The organism is Butyrivibrio sp. NC2007 (genome assembly GCF_000421405.1).
Classification (GTDB): Bacteria; Bacillota; Clostridia; order Lachnospirales; family Lachnospiraceae; genus Butyrivibrio.
Genome location: NZ_ATWY01000011.1, coordinates 11,690 through 33,828 on the forward strand (window position 1 = coordinate 11,690; position 22,139 = coordinate 33,828).

Here is a 22,139-nt window from a genome sequence, read left to right on the forward strand (position 1 = left end):
AATTTGGCTTAAGTGAACACAATGATTTTCGATGGCTGCTTACTGCAGCTGTTTTGTGTATGCTTAATCTGGATTATCATGCATTTCCGGCCTTATAATATAGGTCTATTTGTGTGAGTCTATTTTGCGTATGCAGAATAGGCTTTTTTGTTTGCGGTGGCAGATGAAACGGGAGGAAATTTGATGACAGACAGAAAGATCAGGATTGTTCCTTTTGATATGAAATATCTTGAGGACTATTACAAGAACTTTAACGAGGAGATTACCAAATATCAGTGGCCTGACCCCTTTGAGAGCATTGAGGATGCAAGAGCCATTCTTCAGGATTTTCTTGATGAGATGGAAAAAGAGGAAACTCTTGTTTTTGCCGTAGTTGACGCAGATGAGAGATTCGTCGGAAGCGTCGAAATGCACGGACTTTCAGGAGACTCTCCGGAACTTGGAGCGTGGATCATAGAATCCGAGCAGGGAAAGGACTATGCGTATGAAGCGCTGAAATACATTTTAGACTATGCTAACAGTAAGTACGGCAAGACAGAGTTTTTCTACGAAGCCGATGTGCGAAATGCAGGTAGTAACAAATTGCTGAGCAAATTCGCTGAGAGCTACGTGATTGAAGCTCTCGATATAGAGGAGCTTGTAACGGATTCCGGAAAAGAGCTAAAACTTCAGGGAAACAGGCTGACAAGAAAGGAGATTGCATGAATTATTTTGTTGAAGGATTACAGGGAAGTGGCAAAAGCACACTTGTAAGGCGGCTCTCGGAGAAGTATCATGACTACAAGGCTGTTTGTGAGGGCGATTATTCTCCTGTGGAGCTTGCGTGGTGTGCTTATGTTGATAAGAAAACCTATGCAGGCATTCTTGATAAGTACAGCGATATCCGCAGTGAGATCATGGAAAAGAGCTATGAAGAAGATGACCACATGATCATCTGCTACACTAAGATCATTACCGATATTCCGGGATTCCATAAGGATCTGGAGCAGTATGAGATATATAACGGGAATCTTGAACCGGACAGTTTCAGAGAAATTGTCTTAAAGAGATTTCGGAACTGGAGCGGAGATAAGTATATTTTTGAGTGTTCTCTTTTTCAAAATATAGTAGAGGACATGATATTGTTTCGGAATTGCAGCGATCAGGAGATTATTGACTTCTACAAGAAAGTGAAGGAAGCTCTTGCCGGCAAGGAATATCAGATAATGTATATCCGAACTGAAGACATAGCATCAAACATCGATGTTATAAGGAAAGAAAGGTCAGATGACAAGGGCAATGAGATGTGGTTTCCACTGATGAAGAGCTATTTTGATAATTCACCTTACGCTCGGGAAAAGAGCCTGTCAGGCACCGATGCTTTACTAGACCATTTCAGGCACAGGCAGGAGCTGGAACTTAGGATCTGCAGAGAAGTATTTGAGGGGAAATACTTACTGCTTAAGTCAAAGGAGTTTTAGCAGAAGAGAATGAGTAAACTGCAGATGTAATAGTTGGAGGGATGCAATGTCAGATACTGTATGCAAGATAATACCTGCAGATCCAAATACCAAAATATCACCGGACAAAATGGATGCTGCAAGAAAGTATGTTGAAGATATTCTGAAGTGTGATTCGGTAAACGTACAGTATTCGGATGACCCGAAGTTCATAGACTGCGGAAGTAATCTGGAGAGGATAAAATGTCCATTATGTGGCAGGAAATTAGGCTTTGACTGGTGGCAAGGAGCTATGAGCGCTGCGTCCAAAAGCTCTTTTACCGGACTCGACGTAGTCCTTCCTTGCTGTAATAAAGAGTCATCACTCAATGAGTTGGATTATGACTTTAAATGCGGGTTTGCGAGCTGCGAAATAGATATTGTCAATCCGGCGAAAGATATAGATGATGAGCTGATTGAAGCTATCAGCAAGCTTTTGGCTTGTGATATCAGTGTGGTGATTGCCCGGTATTAAACGAATCATATGAATAAGGGGTTGGGGATATGCTTACAATTACAAAACAGCAGGCAACGCAGTTTATCCTTGCCAAGCAGGGGCTGATCGGTTCGTATCGGTTTGCAGGGAAGAATGGTGCTTATGATTATATACGTCAGGCAGGATGTATTCAGTTTGACCCTGTTGATGTTTGTGGCAAGAATGCTGAGCTGACATTGCAGTCCAGAGTTAAAGGCTTTAAGAAATCCATGCTTTGGGAGCTGTTGTATGAGGACCGTAAGCTCGTAGACTATGTGGATAAAGAACTGTCGATATGGCCCGCGCAGGACTGGCCGTATTTTGCTTCCTTCAGAGAGCGCAGCCTACGGATGAGTGATACTTTCGAGGGCTTGCAGGAACTAAAAGAGGAGGCGGTATCTTTCATCAGAGAGCATGGCACTGTCTGCAGCGATACATTGCCAATCGAGGGTGAGATCTACTGGCACTCTTCGATGCACTGGAGCGGTAACTGGCAAAAAAAGTCTCAGGCCGCCAGATCGGTCCTGGAGCAGCTCTATACCGACGGTGAACTGATCATTCATCATAAAAAAGGAAGCCGTAAGTATTATGACCTTGCGGAGAAATATCTTCCTGCAACATTGCTAAAAGCTGACAATCCTTGCAAAGATGAGTTCGAGTTTATTTCCTGGCGCGTTCTGCGTAGGATCGGGGCTGTAGGTCTTTTGTGGGATAAGAGCAGTACGGCTTTTTTGGGCATTGACCTGAAAGCAGATTTGAGGAAAAAAGTACTCTCAAACCTGTCTACCGATAAAAAGATCGGATCTGTTATGGTAGAGGGGATAAAGGTACCTTTTTACTATCGCATCGAAGATGAAGCGCTCATGCAGGAAATCATTGCCGGGACTGCTGACTTGAAACCAAGGATGTGTTTTATTGCACCGCTTGATCCTCTTATGTGGGATAAGGCTTTGATACTGGCGCTGTGGGATTTCAGATACTCGTGGGAGATATACACACCTGCTGTAAAAAGAAAGTATGGCTATTATACACTTCCCATCATATACGGAGATCGATTCGTCGGCCGGATTGAAGCTGTTCCGGATCGTAAGGAAGGTATTCTACAGGTCAAAGGTTTGTGGTGGGAGCCGGGAGTGCGGCAGACAAAAGCATTGAATCGTGAACTGGAACGGACACTTGGCCGTTTTGCCAAATTCAATGATTGCGAGAGCTTTCAGAAATGATATATCTAAATCGGAGGAGAAAAGTGTGACATATACAGAGATATTTCAGGAAATAGGTAGTATCATGGCACATGATTCCGCTACTTATCCTGATTATGGCGCGGGGGATTATGAAAAGTATTTAAAAACAGTAACCGACGACATGGACAGAAAAGAGTTTGTTCATGTAGTTCAGAAGTATTTGGCAGGTTTTAAGGTGTTTGCGCATATTGGCTTTTCAGATGCTGCTATGAAGAATGTTGGCTTCGCTGTTATGCGATACGAAGATGTGCTCTATGTTACGGAGGCAGATGGCGAAACCAGCCTTGTACCCGGTGATAGAATAACGAAGATTGACGGTATGACTATTCCGGAGATAGCAGATAAAGAAAAGATCATGCTCATGGGCGAGGCTATGGAGCGTCAGGGTATGCTGTGGCCTTCAGTCATTAAGTTTTATAACACTTTGACAGTAGAGCATGGTGACGGCTCAGCAAAAGAGCTTTCGGTTAAACTTGGCACAAAATCTGAACCGGCAGAGAACTATTATTATAAAAGCTATGATAAGGACACTCTGTATTTAAGATTAGCGGATTTTGTTGATGCTGAGGCTATCAGTAAACTGTACGACGAATGCAGGCAGCAGCTCGACAGCTGCAGGAATCTGATAATTGACGTACGTGATAACGGTGGAGGGGCTGATGGAGCTTTTTTCCCGCTTTTCGAATACTGCTTTCCTGAGGGTGAGCCTGTTAGTAAATATGTCAGGCAGGAGTATCCGATTGCCATAAACTATTCAGAAAGGAACTGCGATGACAGACGCAGGCTCTTAAAAAGCTTTTTTGGTGATGTGATTCCCGATGATGTTAAGCCCATGGTTGATAAGATGCTCTCAGACCTTAAGGAAAAATATGGTAAAGGTCTGATCGAGGAGAAAGATGAGATGCCGCTTGATATGTGCGGAAGAAAAAATCCCGAAAGGGTCTTTGTCATCACTGATGAGAGGTGCGGCTCTTCGGGTGATGCCTTTGTGGAAGCGATGTCTTTTTCACCGAAGGTAACCGTAGTGGGAAGGCCGACAAGCGGAATCACCGACTATTCCAACGTAAATATGGTTGAATTTGATGACTTTAAGCTGACTTATCCAACTTCCAGAGATACACGAATTGATCATGGCAAAGGCCTTGGTCAAAAGGGTGTACCTGTTGGTGTTTATATTCCGTGGAAGCCTGAGAATATCGGAAAAGACGTTGAACTGGATTATGTGATGGATCAGATATAAAATGCATTGTGATACAGAATGTACAGATTTTACAGAAAATACAGATTTGACATAAAATTAAGCATTGAGTATATTAGAAATAGAAAAAGTAATAAACGTGGAGGAATGTCAATGTTTACTAATCCTTTTTCACCAATATTTGGAGGAAAGCCCGGAGTCTTTTTTGGAAGAGAAGAGATTTTAAAGCTTTTTGATCATGCGATGATAGACTTGGGAAGTGAAGATCGCGCTATGTTTATTACAGGAACGAGAGGAAGCGGTAAGACAGCTCTTTTAGAGCAGTTTTCTATCAGAGCTGCTGCAAAAAAAAGGACTGTAATAGATCTTGGACCTGAAAACACAATATCACAGCTTGTTTATGCGCTTTCGGGATATGATGAAATGACCAAAACAGTAAATCCCCAAGCTAATGTGAGTGTGTTGGGAATAGGCGGTGGCATTAGTGCAGGAGCAGTATCCAAGACTGAGCATGTTGGAAAGGAAAGGTTACAGGAACTTCTTCTCAAGGCTTGTGCTAACTCCAAGAATGGAATTTTGGTTACAGTTGATGAGGTTCAAAAAGTACCGATAGAGGATGTTTCATCTTTGTGCAATGCCTTTCAAATGGCTTCTCGAAAGGGAAATGATATTATTCTGGCTGTAGCAGGATTGCCATATGCATATTCTGAGATAATAAGACATGAAGGTTGTACTTATTTGAGACGTGCGACTCATTCGGAGCTTGGGCTATTCACATGGGATGAAACAACTGACGCTCTAAAAAAAGCTTTTTCAAAAATAAAGGGGCTGGTAATTGATGATAGTATAATAGCGAATTTTAATAGTGCAAGCTTTGGACATCCGTATTTGATGCAACTTCTCGGATATCATCTTATATTGCGGATAAATGAACTTAATGCAGAAAAGAAGCATGTTGTTACAGAAGATGAAGCTTCGGTAGCTATAACAAATTCTGTATTTGCATATGAACAAAGATCGTTGAAGCCATTATTGGATGAATTACCAAATAGTGAGAAAAAATATCTTAGAATAATGTCAGACTGTCTAAATGAAGATCGACTGGCTGCAACTGCTGATATTGCGCATGGCTTTGGAACAACCCAGAGTAAACTGAGTAAAACCAGAGCTTACCTTATTGACAATGGAATCATAGCGGCTCCTGAGCAGGGAAAGGTCATGTTTTGCATTCCTTATCTTGCTGCTTATGTAAAAAAAGATCTACATATATCTGATGCAGTAGAGATTGCTCGGCAAAGAAGAGTGTGATGCATGATGCCGGAGGAAATTGACTTCTGGAAATCCACGAAAATGAGAAAAATACGTTGGACAAAAATAGGTTTAAAGCCAGTAAATACACATAAATAGAGGTTTTTTGCTAAGATGATAAGAATTCTATTCGTCTGCCACGGCACCACGAAGGTGTACTATTTATAACCCGTAATAGCTTGGAAAGCCGCGGAACTACTATGTTTATGTATTGGAGTAGCCACACAGGATGATTACGATAATTTTTGATACTTTATGATTCTTAAGAGCGATTTTTTGTGTGATATCGTTTAAAATAATAGTGAATGAATATTTGGAGGAATCATAATGAAGTGTCCATCTTGTGGGAAGGTTATAGTAGGGGACAGTATGTTCTGCTCATATTGCGGAAGGCCTATTAAGGATGACTATAAAACCCGACAGCAGATTCTTCGGAACAAAAACGAAGAACAAAAGCAGAGAAGGCAAGAAGCTGCTGATGCTATGTGGTCAGAAGTTGAGAGTCGCAATAATGTGCGTAAACCACTGCAACCTAAAATAAGCTATAACAAGGTAGCTAAGAAAAAAAGTGTGACAGCTGCTGGGAACAAGAGTGAAATAATGAGCGAAGTAGTCACCTGCCCTAAATGCCATACTAAGTACAACATGTTCCTAAAAAAGAAGACATATCTTTCGTTTAATACTACGTGCCCTATATGTAACAAGAAGTGGAAAAAACGCTATTGGGGTAGGATATTCATCACCATCTTATTTGCTATCATCCTCTATTTAGGAGTTTTTTTCTATGTTGCAAATATAATCTAATCATTATGAGTATGGGCCATGATCAGTCTGTGGTCAGTTGGTAAGCCAATATAGATAAAGACAAGGAGGATGAGTCATCATGGATTTTGAGAAGATATGGCAGAATATTGTAAACTGTGAAGGACAAGAATTCAGGACTATAAAGGGAGAGCCATTTACGTATCTGATCAAAGGCAATGGTATTATCCCGAGTAGGACGAATCAGCTAATACCAAAGAGTAATATTGGTAAAGCTGCTGAAATTAAAAATTTGACTGGGCCAGGTATGATAACAAATCTGGTCAGGGGATCGTCATACGTATATGCTATTTTGGCAGACAAACGCATCAGATAGTTGGAATTCAAATAAAAGATACGGGGTTTAAGAGCATCTACCTACGGGTAGGTGCTTTTTTCGTGCTTTTTATCTGGAGGTTGAATCTTGGCAAACAGGATAAAAGGAATAACCGTCGAGATTGGCGGGGATACAACTAAATTACAGAACGCCCTTAGGGGAGTCAAACCAAAGTTCGTGTATAGCTGGAAGTTGGAGCCCACTGATCCATTACCTGCTGGCAAGAAGCCTTGTTTATCACTCAGGGAATTAGAAAAGCAGGTAGAGAAGGAGATTGATTCACCGATTTCTCCCCTGGCTAAGAAAATGACAGTCTTGGAGCTGGCTCAGAGATATGTAAAGACCAAAGTTGCAGTAAGGCCAAATACAAAGCAAAATTATGGTTTTGTTTTAAACTTGCTTTCTAAGGAAGATTTCTCAAATAAGATTATCTGCAAGGTAAAAACCTCTGATGCTAAGCTCTTTTTATCAAGTTGCAGGAAGACGGGAAAGGCTATAGCACAATCAGAAATGTTAGAGGGGTTCTAAGGCCGGCATTCCAGATGGCTGTTGATGACGATATGCTTGTCAAAAATCCATTTGGTTTCCAATTTGGAGGAGTTGTAATAAATGACACTCAGCCAAGAGACGCTCTTGATGAAAAGCAAATGGAGAGCTTCCTTAGGTTTGTTCATGACGATTATACCTATTTTTAAGCTTCAGATTCCGGTTTTATCCCCTCACATTTGCAGGCATACATATTGTACCAATATGGCCAGGGCAGGCATGAGCCCTAAAACGCTACAATACCTGATGGGGCATTCGGACATAAGCATCACCATGAACGTATACACTCATCTAGGATTGAATGACGCCAAGGAAGAGATGATCAGGGTAGAGGAGCTTAACAGAGCCAGAAACGAAATGAAGAAGGAAGGCAAGATCAAGCCTGTAAGTCAGAAAATGTTTAGAGTTGTATGAGGAAGTAGCCAAAAACTACTTCCTCTTTTACATTATTCATGTACGAACAGAGTATGCTTTATGATGAGTATTGATGCCCATATGGTTGATATAAGGAGCAAGGAGTAAATCAATAGATTCACTAATCCAATATATTGAATAGCCTGTAGAAATGTGGTATTAACATCTTTTTTATTAATTATCACCTTATACTCTTCATTAGAATCATAAAACGCATTATCACTCCCAAAACTTTCAAAGCCATTTGAATCTACTTCTTTAAGAGCGCCCGACTGAGGGTCTATATATCCGATGATGTCATAGGTGCTATCATTTTTGTCTATATCAATCTTTAAGTTCCAATAATAAACATCATTAGAATCCGCATTTTGAACTTCAACTAAATTAGTGACGGTATACCCATCAGGGATAGCATTCCCATAGAGACGTATAAAACAGTAGACAATGGCCAGAAATGATATAAGTGGAAACCATTTTATATAGCTTCCTGTTATTAGTTTGTAGTCATTCCTCATGAAAGAAAAGATTATTCCTATAGAGAATAGACCGCCAAAAAAAGCAATAACATATTCCATTGTAATGCTCCTTCCTTAAAATCTGTTCTATTCATATTTTAACAGAAAAACATTTTTGAGAACTACGAGATTGTAATGATAGTCAGCATATTAAATACCTTCCTCGGAATATCTCAGAATCAAAAATGTGCCTTACTACTTTTTGACTACTTTTCATGTCCATGATTTTCCTAGATATTCCTATTTGTTACACAAACTGTGATATGATAGTTCTGTCACCGTGATATGTGAACACAATTTTTATCCCGCAACGGTGCGCATTACAGGGAATAACTCAGAATTTCAAGGAGCCAAAATAAATGATAAAAATACTGTTCGTCTGCCACGGCAACATCTGCCGTTCAACAATGGCAGAGTTTGTAATGAAAGACATAGTGAATAAGCAAGGCCTGTCTGATGCCTTCCACATTGAGTCCTCAGCGACCCATACCGATGAGATCTGGAACGGGGTGGGAAGCCCTGTGTATCCGCCGGCAAGAGCCAAGCTCAGAGAGCACGGGATCGGTACATCCGATAACGAGCTGGGAGTAAGCGCAAAGCGCGCGAGGCTCACATCCAGAACGGACTACGACAAGTTTGACTATATTATAGGAATGGACTCGGCCAATATGAGGAACCTAAACAGCCTCTTTGGCGGAGACCCGGACCACAAGCTCTACAAGATGCTTGATTTTGCAGATAGAGACGGAGATGTGGCAGATCCCTGGTACACAGGCAACTTCGACGCTACATGGCGTGATGTTTCCGAAGGATGCCACGGCCTTTTCAGACAGATACTTACAGATCCTGATATGGCAAAAGAGCTATCGGACTACGACGCTGATATCGATGAATCCGCAGATTCCGAATACAGAAACTCCGGTATCAACTACGACGACTTCCCCAGAGGATAAATCCCGGTCAACGTAGTAATCTATACTACATTGCACTACTTCGATGAATTGTGATATGCTACTGTCTATGTTTGGAAACGAAAACTTCCATGCATACGGCGGTAGCTTATTTTATGCATGTATATAGGAAACGATTTCATCGGGAGGAGATAAAAATGGCAGTAAGGATAATAACGGATTCGGCAAGCGATATATCGCAGGAGAGGGCTGCACAGTGGGGAATTACCGTAATGCCCTTAAAGGTCAGGTTTGGGGATGAGGAATTCCTTGACGGAGTAACGCTTTCATGCGCAGACTTCTACAAAAAGCTTATAGAAACAGACGAAGTACCAAAGACCAGTCAGATAACACCATACGATTATTCACAGGAATATCAGAAGGCTGAGGATGCGGGGGATGAGCTTATCTGCTTTACACTCTCATCCGGCGTTTCGGGTTCATACCAGAGCGCATGTATGGCAGCCGATGATTTCTCTGAAAACATCTATGTTGTGGATACCAAGCAGTTCTGCATATCTGAGTACATCATAGTTCAGAGAGCAGTGGAACTCAGGGATAAAGGTCTTTTGGCAAAAGAGATAGTAGAGACCATTACAGAAGAGATGAAGCGTGCACATGTCATCGCTGTCTTTGACACCCTTGAATATCTTAAGCTCGGTGGAAGACTCTCCTCGGCAGCAGCCTTCGCCGGAAATCTGCTCATGATAAAGCCGGTAATTACAATAGAAGACGGAGAGGTCAGAGTGATCGGCAAGGCCAGAGGTTCAAGAAACAGCCACAACATGCTGATTGAGTTCGTAAATAAGACCGGAGGCATCGACATGGATATGCCGATATGCCTAGGCTATACAGGCTTTAGCGATGAGATGTTAAAAAAATACGTTGAAGATTCAAAATGCCTTTACGAAGGCCACGAAGAAAAGCTCCAGTACGCTACTGTAGGAGCTACAATCGGAACTTATGCCGGACCCGGAGCAATTGCACTTGCCTACTTCGAAAAACCGTAAACTGTGGTAAAATAGATACAGCGTTTCAATTCGACTTTTTGTTGGAGGAGGTTATTCATGTTAAGAGATAACAAGATTTGGGTTGCCAACACCGAAAACGGCGAGAATGTATTTCTTTTGCCCAAGATGGCCAATCGTCACGGCCTTATTGCTGGTGCAACCGGAACAGGTAAAACCATCACTTTAAAAGTCCTTGCTGAGTCCTTCAGCGACATGGGAGTTCCTGTATTTCTTGCAGACGTAAAGGGCGATCTCTCAGGTATGGTAGAAGAGGGCAGAGACTCTGAAGATATGCAGAAGCGTATCCAGAAGTTCGGCCTTGCAGAAGCAGGATTTGAGTACAAGAAATATCCTGCAACCTTCTGGGATGTATTCGGAGAGCAGGGAATTCCGCTTCGTACAACTGTTTCAGAGATGGGACCACTTCTTCTTGCCAGAATTTTAGGTCTTAACGATCTTCAGAGAGATATTCTCACAATTGCATTTAAGATTGCAGATGACAACGAGCTGCTCCTTATTGATACCAAGGATTTAAAGGCTCTTCTTAACTATGTTTCCGAGAACAGAAATGATTTTGCTGCAGATTACGGCAATATCAGTCCTGTATCGGTTGCAGCCATCGTAAGATCAATCGTATCTCTGGAAATGGCAGGAGCAGATAAGTTCTTCTTTGAGCCTGCTCTTGATATTCATGACTGGTTTGCAACAGGTCCTGATGGAAGAGGAATGATCAACATTCTTGATTCCACAAGCCTTATCAACAACGGAACACTTTATGCAACCTTCCTTCTTTGGATGATGTCAGAGCTCTTCGAGACACTTCCCGAGGTGGGAGACCTTGATAAGCCCAAGATGGTATTCTTCTTTGATGAAGCACATCTCCTTTTCAAGGATTCACCCAAGATGCTCATGGACAAGATCGAGCAGGTTGTTAAGCTCATCAGATCTAAGGGCGTAGGTATCTACTTTGTAACTCAGAACCCAAGAGATATTCCGGACGGCGTTCTTGCACAGCTCGGTAACAAGATCCAGCATGCACTTCATGCATACACTCCTTCAGATATGAAGGCCGTTAAGGCAGCAGCTGACTCTTTCCGCGAGAATCCTGCATTTAAGACAGCTGATGTTATCCAGGAGCTTGGAACCGGAGAAGCAGTTATTTCCTTATTAGATGAGACAGGAACCCCTTCAGTTTGCGAGAAGGTCAAGATCCTTCCTCCTCAGTCACTTATGGGCGGAATCGACTCCTCCACAAGAAACCGTGAGATCAATGGAAGTAAGCTCTATGACAAGTACTTCGAGCCTCATGATCCTGACTCAGCTTTCGAATTCCTTGAGAGAAAGGGAATTGCTGATGCTAAGGCCAAGGAAGAGCTCGCAGCAGCAGAGGCAGAGCGCAAGGCAAAAGAGAAAGAAGAAGCCGCTGCAGCTAAGGCAGCCGAGAAGGAAAAGGCAGCAGCTGACAGAAAGAAGAAACAGACAGCCAAGACCATCGGAAATTCAGTGGTTGGTACTGTCGGCCGTGAAGTAGGAAAGACAGTGGGCGGAACCTTTGGTAAGTTCGGTAAGACCCTTGGCGGAAACCTTGGTGCAAGCCTTGGAAGAGGACTCTTTGCAACACTGTTCAAGTCATGATAAACAAGTCATATTATTAAATTTTTAAAAAAACTGTAATAATTCAAAATTAAAAAATCGCTTATTTAGTGGATGGCAAAAGGCTAAACCACTAGATAAGCGATTTTTTATCCCCCACTTTTCCCCCACTCCAAAAAGGCAGATAAAACCTGAGAAAAAGCTATTGTTAAATGAGATTTTTTTGTTTATAATGGTTTCAGGTGGTAAAAAGTGTCAAAAAGTGGTAAATAGTGGTACAAAAGTGTGAGAACTGCGTTTAAGGGAGAATACAGCCATTCCATAGATGCTAAGGGAAGGCTCATAGTTCCGGCAAAGTTCCGTGAGCTTCTCGGTGATCAGTTTGTGGTAACCAAGGGGTTTGACGGCTGTCTTTTCGTGTTTGCGCAGGATGGATGGGACCAGTTTGAAGAAAAACTTCAGGCCCTTCCGATGGATAAGCCCGAAGCCAGAATGCTGGGACGTTTCTTTATCTCAGGTGCCATTGACGCAGAAGTTGACAAGCAGGGAAGAATTCTTTTACCAACCAATCTCTTACAGCATGCCAAGATCGAGAAGGAAGCAGTGATTGCCGGCGTGGGCAACAGAGCTGAAATCTGGAGTAAGGCAGAGTGGGAGAAGGCAAGTACCTTTGAAGATATCAATGGAATCGCTGCTAAGATGAGCGAGTACGGATTGAGTATTTAAGCCTATGGAATTCAAGCATTATTCAGTGCTCCTTAAGGAGTGCCTCGATAATCTGAATATAAAGCCTGATGGGATATATCTCGACGGAACCCTTGGCGGAGCCGGACACTCTTTTCATATAGCAGAAAGACTGACAGAGGGCGGACATCTCTACGGGACCGATCAGGATGAAGATGCCATCGCAGCTGCAACAAAGAGGCTTGAGCCCTTTAATGACAGAGTTACGATCATCAGGGACAACTATGAGAATGCAGTGACAAGGCTTAGAGCTCTCGGGGTTACCGGTGTTGACGGAATCCTGTTGGATCTGGGAGTATCGTCATTTCAGCTGGATAACGCAGAGAGAGGATTTACTTATAAAGAAGATGTTCCGCTGGACATGAGAATGGACCAGAGACAGGCACTTACAGCCAGAGACATTGTCAATGACTATTCGGAGACGGAGATCTTCCATATTATCAGAGATTTCGGCGAGGACAAGTTCGCCAAGAATATAGCGAAACATATCTGCATAGAAAGACAGAAGGCGCCCATTGAGACAACAGGGCAGCTCAACGACATTATAAAAGCTGCAATTCCGGCCAAGATGAGAGAAAAGGGAGGACATCCTTCCAAGAGAACCTATCAGGCGATAAGGATTGCACTTAACAGAGAGCTGGATGTGCTTCAGAACTCTCTGGATGGATTCATAGATTTTCTGAATCCGGGAGGAAGGCTGTGCGTGATTACGTTCCATTCATTGGAAGACCGCATAACCAAGAACAATTTTAAGACCAACGAAAACCCATGCACATGTCCACCGGATTTCCCGGTATGTGTGTGCGGCAAGAAATCAAAAGGAAAGGTGATCACCAGAAAACCGATCCTGCCGAGCGAAGAAGAACTTTCAGAGAACAAAAGATCTCAGAGTGCTAAGCTCAGAGTATTTGAAAAGATTATGTAAAAAGGAGGTGTGAACATGGCAAGAAGTGAATACATACGCGGAACTACCGTCAGAAAGCCAAACAGAGTTCATGACAGAGAGCCTTACCATGTTCATGAGAACACAAGGCGTCCTAAGAGACATAACATGAGCCTTGGTTACCTTCTGTTTTTGTCACTGGCAATGGTGCTTATGCTTGGAACTTTGGCATGGTACATTTCACTCCAGTCACAGGTTAAGAACAGCGTTAAAAACATCGCTACACTGGAGAGTCAGTTAAATAATTTGAAACAGGACAATGATGAGGCGTATAATAGAGCCAATGGCAACGTGGACCTTGAAGAAGTAAAGCGTATTGCTATCCAGGAATATGGCATGACTTACGCCGGTGAAGGCCAGGTCGTTACTTATTCCGATGGCGGTGGAAATGATTATGTCAGACAGCTGGCTCCTATCCCTGAAGTGGGTAAGAACTAGTAAAAGCCGTCATGAGTTAGTTGGAAGGAAATGAAATGGTTTAATGAAACGCAGAAGAACGGGGAATGCTCAGAAATTCACAATAGGAATGAAGAAAAAGCTGGTAGTACTGTTTGTCTTAGTACTACTGGCTTTCGTTGGGTTAGGGGTCAGACTTATCTTTATCACCAAGAATAACGGTGAGGAGTATGAGAGACAGGTCCTTTCCCAGCAGCAATATGATTCGACAACACTGCCCTTCAGAAGAGGAGAGATCCTGGATGCCAACGGAACGGTGCTGGCTTACAGCGAGAAGGTTTACAACGTAATTCTTGATGCCAAGCTCCTTCTGAGGGACCAGAAGTTTGTAGACCCAACAGTCAATGCTTTGGTAAAAGAGTTTAAGCTGAATTCGGGAGAGATCAGATCATATCTGTCTGAGCATCCTACATCACAGTATTATATATTGGCTAAAAAACTTTCCTATGATGAGATAAAGAACTTCCAGGATATGATAACCCCTGGAATGGATGGCTATGATGCCGATATTCAGGGCGTGTGGTTTGAACCAAGTTATATAAGAAAGTACCCCAACGGGTCATTGGCCTGTGATGTTATCGGATTTACATCCAGTGACAACAACGGTATGTACGGCCTTGAGGAGTATTACAACAACACTCTTTCAGGAACAACAGGAAGAGAGTACGGATATCTGGATGAAGACTCCAACCTTGAGAGAACCACAATTCCGGCGACAGACGGAGATAGCATTGTTACCACAATCGACGGTAGCCTTCAGAATATAGTAGAGAAACATTTAAAAGAGTTCAACGACCAGTATGCCAACAATTTCAGGCAGGGAAACGGTGCCAACAACGTGGGATGCATCATGATGGATATCCACACAGGCGACATACTTGCAATGGCCAGCTACCCGAGTTTTGACCTTAATAACCCCAGGGATCCGGCCAATCTTATAGGAATGCCGGCTGTTGATGAAAAGGGCAACAAGCTAAAGGGAGAGTCGGTATTTGACTCCGGTGTATATATTACAGAAGAAATGCTCTCAGAGTTCAGTGATGAGCAGCTCTATCAGAATTACAACGCACTTTGGAAGAATTTCTGTATTTCAGATACTTACGAGCCGGGATCGGTTGCCAAGCCTTTCACGGTTGCAACCGGAATTGAGAGCGGATCGATCACAGGTAATGAAGTATATAACTGTAAAGGCTTTTTAAATGTAGGCGGATGGGATATCAAGTGTCATAACACCTATGGTGATGGAGAGGTTTCCGTAGCAAGAGGCGTTGAGATCTCCTGTAACGTAGCCATGATGTATATTGCACAGGCTACAGGAATCAGCACCTTTACCAAGTTCCAGAAGGACTTCGGCTTTGGCCTTAAGACCAATGTAGACCTGGCAGGAGAGGCAAGAACAGAGGGGCTTACCTATACTGCAGCCAACATGACACCTACCGATCTTGCGACCAACTCCTTCGGACAGGGCTTTAACGTTGATATGATCGAGATGATCACAAGCTTCTCATCACTGATCAACGGCGGATACTACTACGAACCTCATATTGTTAAAAGAATTGTATCCAGCAGCGGAGCTACGATCAAAAATATTGAGCCGAGAGTTTTAAGACAGACAATATCACAGAGCACTTCTGATAAAATAGTAGAGTATTGTAATCAGGTAGTAGCAGGAGCAGAAGGAACAGGTAAGACAGCAAGACCTGCAGGCTACATGATAGGCGGTAAGACGGGAACTGCTCAGACTCTTCCCCGTGGTAACAGACAGTACGTCGTATCCTTTATGGGATATGCACCTGCAAGTGATCCGGACATTGCGATCTATGTAGTTGTAGACAGATGTAATGTCCAGTATCAGGACGATGCGAAGTTTGCCACAAGAATAGTAAGAGCGGTACTTACCGAGGCGCTTCCCTATCTCAATTACCCTATGACTGAAGAACTTTCCGAAAAAGAGCAGGCTGAGCTTGCAGAGCTTCGCGAGCAGATGGTCACAACCGCAACTGCCGAGGGTGAGGAAACTACAGAAGAGGGCGAAGGGGAAGCAACTGAAGAGGAGACACGAACGGAGGAGGAAACTACCGAGTCAGAGGAGACCGGATCAATCTGGGAGTCATTTGACGTGGATAGTACAACGGGGTATTATATTGACCCGAACACAGGTAATCTTATCGATCCTGAAAGTGGACATGCTTTCGGCGGAGATGATCTTCCTGATTTCGGAGATGAGAGCATTTTTGAACCCGTTACCGAAGGCAATGGTAACTAAAGCAATTTAACGGAGATGTTGTTATGAATAGTTATGTTTTAAGGACCCTTCTTCCTGTTGTGATTTCTTTCTTTATAGCAGTACTGATCGGCCCAAAGATTATTGAATTATTAAGAAGGTTAAAGGCCAGACAGACAGAGAGAGTAGAAGGTCTTGAATCACACCAGAAAAAGACCGGAACCCCTACAATGGGCGGAATAATCTTTCTTATTCCGGTTGTCATCATAGGAATCTTTTACGGAAGAACCCACAAAGAGGTTATTCCGGTGCTGATCCTTACAATTGGCTTTGGTATCATCGGATTTCTTGATGACTATATAAAGGTTGTGAGAAAGCATAATCTGGGACTTAGAGCATGGCAGAAGATTCTCGGACAGTTTGTAGTTACAGTTCTTTTTTCACTGTATGTACAGAACTTCACAGACATTTCCCTTGCCATGAAGGTTCCTTTTACAAGCATCGTACTTGATTTCGGATTTTGGAACATCCCGATATTGTTCTTTATCGCGCTGGGAACAGCCAACGGAACAAACTTTACAGACGGAGTTGACGGACTTTGCGCATCAGTCACAGCGGTTGTCGCAGCATTCTTTGCAGTTGCCGGAATGCACTACGGCGCAACGGGGGCAGAAGTAATGTCCAGCGCCATGGTCGGAGCACTCCTTGGATACCTTGTCTACAACGTATATCCCGGTAAGGTAATGATGGGAGATACAGGCTCTCTGGCAATCGGAGGCTTTGTAACAGGCGTTGCTTACGTTATGCAGATGCCCATCTTCATTGCTATCGCAGGATTTATATATGCTCTTGAAGTAATCTCAGTAATCATGCAGGTTTCTTACTTCAAGATCACACATGGTAAAAGAATCTTCAGAATGGCCCCGATCCATCACCACTTTGAGAAGGGTGGCTGGTCCGAGACCAAGGTCGTTAACGTATTTACAACAATAACTATTTTGCTTTGCCTGCTCTCTTATGCAGGTCTGTAACAAGATTTATACATTTTAAGAGGTTTTTGGTATGAAGGCAGATTTAGAAGGTAAAAGAGTTCTCGTAATAGGTTCAGGTTTATCAGGCGTTGGTTCTGTTAACCTCCTCCACAAGGTAGGAGCGATCCCTGTTATCCTTGAGGAAAACACCAAGGTAACACAGGATGACATAAAGGCTAAGCTCCACGATGGTGACAAGAATACAGAAATCATCATCGGAGAGATTTCGGACGAGGTGCTTGATACGATAGCACTGACAGTTCCAAGCCCTGCAGTTCCGCTTGATGCGCCGACAGTAATGCGTATTAAGGCCAAGAATATACCGATTTGGAGTGAGATTGAGCTTGCTTACAATTTCTCCAAGGGAACCATGGTAGCCATAACCGGAACAAATGGTAAGACAACCACCACGACTCTTGTGGGCGAGATCATGAAGGCTCACTATAATTCTGTCTATGTAGTAGGTAATATCGGAGTGTCTTTTGCAGAAAGCGCTCTCGAGATGAAGGACGACACAGTGATAGTGGGAGAGATAAGCTCATTCCAGCTTGAGGCTGTGGACAACTTCCATGCGAAAGTTTCAGCAATCCTGAACATCACACCCGATCACCTCAACAGACATCACACCATGGAATGCTATGCTTCCATGAAGGAAAACATAACAAACAACGAGACTAAGGACGACACCTGCGTTCTTAACTATGATAACGAGTATACAAGAGATTTTGCAGACAGATGCCCGGCTAAGGTAGTTTTCTTTTCAACAAAAGAGAAACTTGCGGACGGATTCTATCTCGATAACGACGAGATCATGATGGCAACTGCAGGAACTTCAATGTCTATCATGAATATTCACGATATGAACCTGGTTGGACTGTGCAATGTAGAGAACGTAATGGCTGCCATTGCAATGTCACTTGCCATGGGAGTTCCGCTTTCAACAATTCTCAGTGTTATCAGGGATTTCAAGGCGGTTGAGCACAGAATAGAGTTCGTTGCCACCAAGAGAGGCGTTGATTATTACAACGACTCCAAGGGAACCAACCCCGATGCTGCAATTCAGGGAATCAGAGCAATGTCACGTCCTACGATCCTCATCGGAGGCGGTTATGACAAGGGTAGCGAATATGATGAATGGATTGAGAACTTTGGAGATACGGTCAAACTCCTGGTGCTCATCGGTCAGACCAGAGAAAAGATAGCTGAGTGCGCTAAAAAGCACGGCTTTACAAATTATGTGTTTAAAGACACCTTCGAGGAGGCGCTTACATTCTGCACAGAGAGCGCACAGCCCGGAGATGCGGTACTTCTTTCACCTGCCTGTGCGAGCTGGGATATGTTCCCGAATTACGAGACCAGGGGAAAGAAATTTAAAGAGTATGTAAATAAGATTTCTGAGTAAGGGGTTACTTAAGTTGGAGAGAGCAGGTTTTTTGAGAAGAGAAAGAGAAGAGTCCTATATTGATTACAGCATGATATTCATCATACTGTTCCTTTTGGCGTTTGGACTTATCATGCTCTATTCAACCAGTTCGTACGAGGCAAATCTCGACTACGGAGATTCAGCTTACTATTTCAAGCATCAGCTGATCCCGTCGATCCTTGGCCTTGTCGGGATGGTTGTGCTGTCCTACATCCCTTACAGGATATACGCAAGACTTGCAATGCCGATCTATATTGCTGCAGCAGCTCTTTTGGTAGCGATCATTCCTTTTGGTAAGACCATCAACGGCGCCAAGAGATGGATCATCATCGCAGGTGTGTCGATCCAGCCGGCGGAGGTTGCCAAGGTTGCAGCCATTATCTTTACCGCGACCATGATCATTAAGCTGAAAAAGAACCTTACCACACTAAAAGGTTTTGGAATCGCCCTGATGTTTCCGGCCGTTCTTGCTGGAATGGTTTATATCATCACAAGAAACTTAAGTTCTGCCATTATCATCATGGGAATCACTGTAGTAATGCTGTTTATCTCAACTCCCGGCTATCGTATGTATATTATTGTTGCAGCCGGAGTTTTGGCATTCGCAGCTGCGCTGGTTGTTATAATAGCCAACTCCAATCAGACCAGCGGTATGAACTACCGTTTTGAACGTGTTCTTGCCTGGCTTGATCCCCAGGCGCATGCTTCCGGAAAAGGTTTCCAGACCCTGCAGGCTCTTTATGCCATCGGCAGCGGCGGTATTTTCGGAAAAGGCCTTGGTGAGAGTATGCAGAAGATGGGATTTATCCCCGAGGCGCAGAATGATATGATCTTTTCCATCATCTGTGAGGAACTGGGGCTCTTTGGAGCCATAGCTGTAATGCTTATGTTCCTTCTCCTTATCTGGAGGCTTATGGTGGTTGCAAACAACGCACCGGACATGTTTGGAGCGCTCCTTGTTATCGGAGTTATGGGTCACATTGCGATCCAGGTAATCCTCAACATCGCCGTTGTAACCAATACGATACCGAATACAGGAATTACACTGCCTTTCATCAGTTACGGAGGATCTGCTGTTATCATCCAGCTGGCGGAGATAGGAATTGCGCTGAATGTAGCAAGAAATATAGGCAGAGACTGATAGAAATATGGCTAAGAAGAAAAGAAGAGTAAAAAAGAGGCGTATTGAATACAGACCATCGCTCAGGGAGAGAATGGAAGATTTTCATCCCCTAAGGGATTTTCACCCTCTCAGGGACTTTCATCCTGTAAGAAGTATCTTCAGAGCATTAAGGCTTCATAAGAGTCTGTATGTCATTGCGATAATACTACTGGTTTTGCTGATTGCCGGCGGTATTGCCTATAAGTATATAAACGATAATTATACCGTTACCAACATATATGTTACGGGAAACACTCATTACACCAACGATGAGATCATTGATATGGTCCTGGATGACAAGCCAAGCCATAATTCACTGTTTTTGTCACTTAAATACAGGGACAAGAGCATTGAGAACATCCCTTTCATAGAAAAAGTGGATGTGGATATCGTTTCCAAGGACACCATCAGGATCAATGTCTACGAGAAGGCCATTGCAGGCTATTTTGCCCATCTTGGAAGATATATGTACTTTGACAGGGACGGAATAGTGGTTGAGAGCTCCTATGAGACCTCTGATGAAGTTCCACAGGTAATGGGACTTAAGTTTGACTACATTATCATGTATGAGAAGCTTCCTACACCGAATGAAGAGATATTTGAGGAGATTCTTGATATAACACAGCTTCTTTCCAAGTACAACTTAAAGGCTGACAGGATCTTCTTTGACAGTGAATATAACGTGTACCTTTATTTCGACAATGTTGAGGTCAGTCTGGGCACCAGAGACTTCATTGACGAGAAAATTATCCAACTTCAATACATTTTACCTGAGCTCGAAGGAAAAAATGGTATTTTGGAAATGAAAGATTTTGACGACGGTACAAAAAACATCACTTTTGAAGAGAAAAATCAATAAATTGTAGATAAATATAGAGAAAATTTTATATAAAAAAACGGGTTGATAATTGGTTTAAAAAATTATATCATAGCTATTAGGAGTCTATGAGGTAGATGAAGGAGGAGTTGTTTTGCTGGAGATTAAGTCTAACGAAGCAGAAAATGCCTGCAAAATAATCGTCGTTGGGGTTGGCGGTGCAGGAAATAATGCTGTTAATAGAATGGTAGATGAAAATATTACCGGTGTTGAATTTATCGGTATAAATACAGATAAACAGGCGCTTCAGCTCTGCAAGGCACCTAAGCTTTTGCAGATTGGTGAGAAGCTCACCAAAGGTCTTGGAGCAGGCGCTAAGCCTGAGATTGGTCAGAAGGCAGCTGAAGAGAGTGCAGAAGAGATTTCTGCAGCACTTAAGGGAGCAGATATGGTATTTGTCACCTGTGGTATGGGTGGCGGAACAGGTACCGGCGCAGCTCCTGTTGTAGCCAAGCTTGCTAAGGACATGGGAATCCTTACAGTAGGCGTAGTAACCAAGCCTTTCAGTTTCGAGGCTCGTGTTCGTATGCAGAATGCTATGCTTGGTATTTCCAATATCAGAACAAACGTAGATACACTTATCGTTATCCCTAATGATAAGCTTCTTCAGATTGTTGACAGACGTACTACAATGCCTGACGCACTTAAGAAGGCTGATGAAGTTCTTCAGCAGGCAGTACAGGGAATCACTGATCTTATCAATGTTCCTGCAGTTATCAATCTTGACTTTGCTGATGTATCTACAGTCATGAAGGATAAGGGTATTGCCCACATCGGTATCGGTAGCGGAAAGGGCGATGACAAGGCAACAGACGCTGTTAAGATGGCTGTTGAGTCACCACTTCTTGAGACCAAGGTTAACGGTGCTACAGATGTTATCATCAACATCTCCGGTGATATCACTCTTACAGATGCATCTGATGCATCAGAGTATGTTCGTCAGCTTGCAGGAGATAACGTGAATGTTATCTTCGGTGCTATGTATGACGAGAGCAAGACAGATACATGTACCGTAACAGTTATTGCTACAGGTATTGAGGATAAGATCAACAACACTAACAACCAGGCAGTAGTTGAGGCTCAGAATGCAGCAGCTAAGGCAGCACAGACAGTAGCTACACAGACAAGTACTGCTACAGTAACACCTACTCCTACAGTTCAGCCTGTTGTTACTCCTATCACTCCTGTACAGCCTACAATCACACCTATTGGAACACCTGCTTCAGACAATCAGCCGGCTACATCATCAGCCACAAGACCTCTTTCACTGAACAGGCCTACCAATATCACAAGTACTGTAGAGCCTAAATCTCTTAAGATACCTGATTTCTTACAGAGAAAATAATGCAAAATGCGATGCCCTCTGCTTATGCAGAGGGCTTTTTTTCGCTTAATTGCAATATTGTGTGG

The 22,139-nt window shown here is 43.1% G+C and carries 21 protein-coding genes and 1 pseudogene; 21 read left to right on the top strand and 1 reads right to left on the bottom strand.

Translation table 11 applies throughout. The features are described 5' to 3' along the window. Nucleotides 1-183: 183 nt before the first annotated feature. The 9 genes and pseudogenes from G632_RS19550 to G632_RS22675 all read left to right on the top strand — a co-directional run bounded on the left by G632_RS19550 (nucleotide 184) and on the right by G632_RS22675 (nucleotide 7,801). Nucleotides 184-705: a GNAT family N-acetyltransferase gene (locus G632_RS19550; protein ID WP_051154925.1), complete on the top strand. Its 522-nt coding sequence runs from the start codon at nucleotides 184-186 to the stop codon at nucleotides 703-705. Then, complete coding sequence (locus G632_RS0109875) at nucleotides 702-1,460, top strand: hypothetical protein (RefSeq protein WP_022768938.1); 759 nt, start codon at nucleotides 702-704, stop codon at nucleotides 1,458-1,460. Before G632_RS19550 ends, G632_RS0109875 begins: the two co-directional genes overlap by 4 nt. A gap of 46 nt (nucleotides 1,461-1,506) precedes the next feature. Next, the gene (locus G632_RS19555) at nucleotides 1,507-1,953 is read left to right on the top strand and encodes a hypothetical protein (protein WP_022768939.1); all 447 of its coding nucleotides are present in this window, start codon (nucleotides 1,507-1,509) and stop codon (nucleotides 1,951-1,953) included. Between the two features lie 29 nt (nucleotides 1,954-1,982). Next, the gene (locus tag G632_RS0109885; RefSeq protein ID WP_022768941.1) at nucleotides 1,983-3,176 is read left to right on the top strand and encodes a winged helix-turn-helix domain-containing protein; all 1,194 of its coding nucleotides are present in this window, start codon (nucleotides 1,983-1,985) and stop codon (nucleotides 3,174-3,176) included. 25 nt (nucleotides 3,177-3,201) lie between these two features. Beyond that, nucleotides 3,202-4,437: a S41 family peptidase gene (locus G632_RS0109890; RefSeq protein WP_022768942.1), complete on the top strand. Its 1,236-nt coding sequence runs from the start codon at nucleotides 3,202-3,204 to the stop codon at nucleotides 4,435-4,437. 111 nt (nucleotides 4,438-4,548) lie between these two features. Beyond that, nucleotides 4,549-5,703, top strand: coding sequence for an ATP-binding protein (locus tag G632_RS0109895; protein WP_022768943.1), 1,155 nt, complete (start codon nucleotides 4,549-4,551; stop codon nucleotides 5,701-5,703). A 327-nt stretch (nucleotides 5,704-6,030) separates the two neighbouring features. Next, complete coding sequence (locus G632_RS0109900) at nucleotides 6,031-6,507, top strand: zinc-ribbon domain-containing protein (protein WP_022768945.1); 477 nt, start codon at nucleotides 6,031-6,033, stop codon at nucleotides 6,505-6,507. 79 nt (nucleotides 6,508-6,586) lie between these two features. Continuing rightward, entirely contained in the window at nucleotides 6,587-6,841 is a 255-nt protein-coding gene (locus G632_RS0109905) for a hypothetical protein (protein WP_022768946.1), read from the top strand. Between the two features lie 108 nt (nucleotides 6,842-6,949). After that, nucleotides 6,950-7,801: pseudogene (locus G632_RS22675) on the top strand (integrase DNA-binding domain-containing protein). Nucleotides 7,802-7,833: 32 nt separating this feature from the next. Here the strand turns inward: G632_RS22675 and G632_RS0109920 are convergent. Then, entirely contained in the window at nucleotides 7,834-8,376 is a 543-nt protein-coding gene (locus tag G632_RS0109920) for a hypothetical protein (RefSeq protein ID WP_022768950.1), read from the bottom strand. A 299-nt stretch (nucleotides 8,377-8,675) separates the two neighbouring features. Here G632_RS0109920 and G632_RS0109925 point away from each other — a divergent pair, with 299 nt between their 5' ends. From G632_RS0109925 to ftsZ, 12 genes are all read left to right on the top strand, one after another. Next, nucleotides 8,676-9,269 carry a low molecular weight protein-tyrosine-phosphatase gene (locus tag G632_RS0109925; RefSeq protein ID WP_022768952.1) on the top strand — a complete coding sequence of 198 codons (594 nt, stop codon included), beginning with the start codon at nucleotides 8,676-8,678 and terminating at the stop codon, nucleotides 9,267-9,269. Between the two features lie 155 nt (nucleotides 9,270-9,424). After that, on the top strand, nucleotides 9,425-10,276 hold the full coding sequence (locus G632_RS0109930) for a DegV family protein (protein ID WP_022768953.1): 852 nt from the start codon (nucleotides 9,425-9,427) through the stop codon (nucleotides 10,274-10,276). Nucleotides 10,277-10,333: 57 nt separating this feature from the next. Continuing rightward, nucleotides 10,334-11,911 carry a helicase HerA-like domain-containing protein gene (locus G632_RS0109935; protein WP_022768955.1) on the top strand — a complete coding sequence of 526 codons (1,578 nt, stop codon included), beginning with the start codon at nucleotides 10,334-10,336 and terminating at the stop codon, nucleotides 11,909-11,911. 243 nt (nucleotides 11,912-12,154) lie between these two features. Next, on the top strand, nucleotides 12,155-12,595 hold the full coding sequence (gene mraZ, locus G632_RS0109940) for a division/cell wall cluster transcriptional repressor MraZ (protein ID WP_022768956.1): 441 nt from the start codon (nucleotides 12,155-12,157) through the stop codon (nucleotides 12,593-12,595). A gap of 4 nt (nucleotides 12,596-12,599) precedes the next feature. Continuing rightward, nucleotides 12,600-13,538, top strand: coding sequence for a 16S rRNA (cytosine(1402)-N(4))-methyltransferase RsmH (gene rsmH / locus G632_RS0109945; RefSeq protein ID WP_022768957.1), 939 nt, complete (start codon nucleotides 12,600-12,602; stop codon nucleotides 13,536-13,538). Nucleotides 13,539-13,553: 15 nt separating this feature from the next. Continuing rightward, on the top strand, nucleotides 13,554-13,994 hold the full coding sequence (locus tag G632_RS19565; RefSeq protein WP_022768959.1) for a cell division protein FtsL: 441 nt from the start codon (nucleotides 13,554-13,556) through the stop codon (nucleotides 13,992-13,994). Between the two features lie 43 nt (nucleotides 13,995-14,037). Next, the gene (locus G632_RS19570) at nucleotides 14,038-16,278 is read left to right on the top strand and encodes a penicillin-binding transpeptidase domain-containing protein (protein WP_022768960.1); all 2,241 of its coding nucleotides are present in this window, start codon (nucleotides 14,038-14,040) and stop codon (nucleotides 16,276-16,278) included. Nucleotides 16,279-16,301: 23 nt separating this feature from the next. Next, nucleotides 16,302-17,267, top strand: a complete 966-nt coding sequence (gene mraY, locus G632_RS0109960) for a phospho-N-acetylmuramoyl-pentapeptide-transferase (RefSeq protein ID WP_022768961.1) — start codon at nucleotides 16,302-16,304, stop codon at nucleotides 17,265-17,267. A 31-nt stretch (nucleotides 17,268-17,298) separates the two neighbouring features. Next, nucleotides 17,299-18,669 carry a UDP-N-acetylmuramoyl-L-alanine--D-glutamate ligase gene (murD, locus tag G632_RS0109965; RefSeq protein WP_022768963.1) on the top strand — a complete coding sequence of 457 codons (1,371 nt, stop codon included), beginning with the start codon at nucleotides 17,299-17,301 and terminating at the stop codon, nucleotides 18,667-18,669. Between the two features lie 31 nt (nucleotides 18,670-18,700). Continuing rightward, entirely contained in the window at nucleotides 18,701-19,831 is a 1,131-nt protein-coding gene (locus tag G632_RS0109970; RefSeq protein ID WP_026512523.1) for an FtsW/RodA/SpoVE family cell cycle protein, read from the top strand. Nucleotides 19,832-19,838: 7 nt separating this feature from the next. Next, on the top strand, nucleotides 19,839-20,711 hold the full coding sequence (locus tag G632_RS0109975; RefSeq protein WP_022768965.1) for a cell division protein FtsQ/DivIB: 873 nt from the start codon (nucleotides 19,839-19,841) through the stop codon (nucleotides 20,709-20,711). A gap of 112 nt (nucleotides 20,712-20,823) precedes the next feature. Further along, the gene (ftsZ, locus tag G632_RS0109980) at nucleotides 20,824-22,074 is read left to right on the top strand and encodes a cell division protein FtsZ (protein WP_022768966.1); all 1,251 of its coding nucleotides are present in this window, start codon (nucleotides 20,824-20,826) and stop codon (nucleotides 22,072-22,074) included. Nucleotides 22,075-22,139 lie beyond the last annotated feature (65 nt).

What these genes read in the sequence shown, in the direction of transcription:
- mraY (WP_022768961.1), top strand. Translation starts at nt 16,302, where the DNA reads ATGAATAGTTATGTTTTAAGGACCCTTCTTCCTGTTGTGATTTCTTTC.
- G632_RS0109905 (WP_022768946.1), top strand. Translation starts at nt 6,587, where the DNA reads ATGGATTTTGAGAAGATATGGCAGAATATTGTAAACTGTGAAGGACAA.
- G632_RS0109875 (WP_022768938.1), top strand. Translation starts at nt 702, where the DNA reads ATGAATTATTTTGTTGAAGGATTACAGGGAAGTGGCAAAAGCACACTT.
- rsmH (WP_022768957.1), top strand. Translation starts at nt 12,600, where the DNA reads ATGGAATTCAAGCATTATTCAGTGCTCCTTAAGGAGTGCCTCGATAAT.
- G632_RS0109975 (WP_022768965.1), top strand. Translation starts at nt 19,839, where the DNA reads ATGGCTAAGAAGAAAAGAAGAGTAAAAAAGAGGCGTATTGAATACAGA.
- G632_RS19550 (WP_051154925.1), top strand. Translation starts at nt 184, where the DNA reads ATGACAGACAGAAAGATCAGGATTGTTCCTTTTGATATGAAATATCTT.
- murD (WP_022768963.1), top strand. Translation starts at nt 17,299, where the DNA reads ATGAAGGCAGATTTAGAAGGTAAAAGAGTTCTCGTAATAGGTTCAGGT.
- G632_RS19555 (WP_022768939.1), top strand. Translation starts at nt 1,507, where the DNA reads ATGTCAGATACTGTATGCAAGATAATACCTGCAGATCCAAATACCAAA.
- G632_RS0109900 (WP_022768945.1), top strand. Translation starts at nt 6,031, where the DNA reads ATGAAGTGTCCATCTTGTGGGAAGGTTATAGTAGGGGACAGTATGTTC.
- G632_RS0109925 (WP_022768952.1), top strand. Translation starts at nt 8,676, where the DNA reads ATGATAAAAATACTGTTCGTCTGCCACGGCAACATCTGCCGTTCAACA.
- G632_RS19570 (WP_022768960.1), top strand. Translation starts at nt 14,038, where the DNA reads ATGAAACGCAGAAGAACGGGGAATGCTCAGAAATTCACAATAGGAATG.
- G632_RS0109930 (WP_022768953.1), top strand. Translation starts at nt 9,425, where the DNA reads ATGGCAGTAAGGATAATAACGGATTCGGCAAGCGATATATCGCAGGAG.
- G632_RS0109885 (WP_022768941.1), top strand. Translation starts at nt 1,983, where the DNA reads ATGCTTACAATTACAAAACAGCAGGCAACGCAGTTTATCCTTGCCAAG.
- G632_RS0109935 (WP_022768955.1), top strand. Translation starts at nt 10,334, where the DNA reads ATGTTAAGAGATAACAAGATTTGGGTTGCCAACACCGAAAACGGCGAG.
- G632_RS0109920 (WP_022768950.1), bottom strand. Translation starts at nt 8,376, where the DNA reads ATGGAATATGTTATTGCTTTTTTTGGCGGTCTATTCTCTATAGGAATA.
- G632_RS0109895 (WP_022768943.1), top strand. Translation starts at nt 4,549, where the DNA reads ATGTTTACTAATCCTTTTTCACCAATATTTGGAGGAAAGCCCGGAGTC.
- G632_RS19565 (WP_022768959.1), top strand. Translation starts at nt 13,554, where the DNA reads ATGGCAAGAAGTGAATACATACGCGGAACTACCGTCAGAAAGCCAAAC.